General features: G+C 63.0%; 2 protein-coding genes. Both read left to right on the plus strand.

From position 1 onward, the window contains the following. Positions 1-1,315: terminase gpA endonuclease subunit (locus tag OP496_RS17585; protein WP_280565196.1), on the plus strand; the 1,315-nt coding region annotated here is incomplete at its 5' end. 3 nt (positions 1,316-1,318) lie between these two features. Next, positions 1,319-1,706, plus strand: a 388-nt coding sequence (locus tag OP496_RS17590; RefSeq protein WP_280565198.1) for a hypothetical protein, incomplete at its 3' end; no start/stop codon positions are given.

The following is a 1,706-nucleotide window of genomic DNA, read 5'->3' on the forward strand; positions in this document are numbered from 1 at the left end:
CTCCACGCCCACTATCAAAGGCGAGAGCAAGATCGAGGCCTCTTATGACGCCGGAGATCAACGCCGCTTCTACGTGGCGTGCCCGCACTGCGATCACCATCAGGCGCTCGACTGGCATCAGGTCACCTGGCAAAAGGACGACGACGGCACCCACCACCCAGACACCGCCGCCTACGCCTGCAAACACTGCGGCGTGATGTGGAACGACGGTGAGCGTATCGCGGCAATTCGTACGGCCGAGCAAGTCGGCGCCGGATGGAAATCCAGCAAGCCTTTCCGTGGCCACGCCAGCTACCACCTCAATGAGCTGTACAGCTGCTTTCGTCGACTGCGCGACATCATCCAATCGTTCCTCGACAAGAAGGCGAAAGGCGACCTGCAGTCGTTTATCAACGTGTCGCTTGCTGAGACGTGGGAAGAGCAGGGCGAGCAGGCCGAGGCTCACGTCCTCATGGAGCGCGCGGAGAGCTACAGGGCGCCGGTACCGACTGGGGGCGTCGTACTCACCGCCGGCATCGACATGCAGCAGGACCGCCTCGAGATGGAGACCGTGGCCTGGGGCTATGGCGAGGAATCCTGGTCGGTGGATTACACCGTGCTGTGGGGCGACCCACTGCAGGAAGAGGTATGGAGAGATCTCGATGATTATCTGGCCACCACCTGGACCCATGAGAGCGGTGCCCAGCTCGGCATCATCGCGTCTTGCTTGGATACCGGTGGTAGCAGCGGTTACACCCAGCGTGCCTATGAATACGTCCGGGGGAAGACTGGTCGCCGTTTGTTCGCCATCAAGGGTGTGCCGGGATGGGATCGCCCGGTTGTGACCGCCCCCTCGCGCAAGCGCACGGGGCGCGGCAAGCGGAAGGTGGATCTGTTCTCGATTGGTGTCGACGAAGCCAAGCTCACCATCATGCGGCGGCTGGCGGTCGAGCATCATGGCCCTGGCTTTACGCATATCCCCGCCGATCGCGAAGCCGAATGGTTCCATCAGCTGACTGCCGAGAAGCTGGTGACCAAGTACGTGAAGGGTGTGCCCAAGCGGGAATGGCATCAGACCCGGCCGCGTAACGAAGCACTCGACTGCCGCGCCTATGCCTACGCCGCCTTCAAGATCGCTAGCCCCAGCCTCAAGCGTCACGCCGCGCGGCTGGCGGAGTATGAGCAGCCTGAAGAGACTGACGAGAAACCAGCGTCACAGGATACAGCACCGGAACCACTGCCAGCGGAGCCAAAGCCACGCAAGCGCAAGACTAGGCGCAAGACATCCACGGGACGACCCAGGCGACAGCGCACGAGCTGGGTCAACAACTGGTGACGCATGGCAGGCATTCCCGAACGCATGACGGCAGGTACGACGCTGGCGATATCGCTTGCGTTAACCGCCTATCCCGCCCCGGATTGGTCGGCAACGCTGATCCTTCGCGGCGTCCAGTCCATCGATCTCGCGTCCGAGCCTGACGGTAGATTGCACACCTTCGCCGCGCCGGCGAGCGATACCGCCGCCTGGGTAGCCGGCGACTACTGGTACAGCCTGCGGGTGACCGATGGCACTGAGGTGCACGAGGTCGATACTGGCACGCTCAAGGTGCTGCCCGATCTCGCCGCTGCCGATGCCAATTTCGATGGACGTACCCACGCCGAGAAAACCCTCGAGGCCATCGAGGCGGTGATCGAGGGGCGCGCCAGCAAGGACCAGGACAGCTCTG

The sequence above is a fragment of the Chromohalobacter sp. 48-RD10 genome, from assembly GCF_029889785.1.
Taxonomy (GTDB): Bacteria; Pseudomonadota; Gammaproteobacteria; order Pseudomonadales; family Halomonadaceae; genus Chromohalobacter.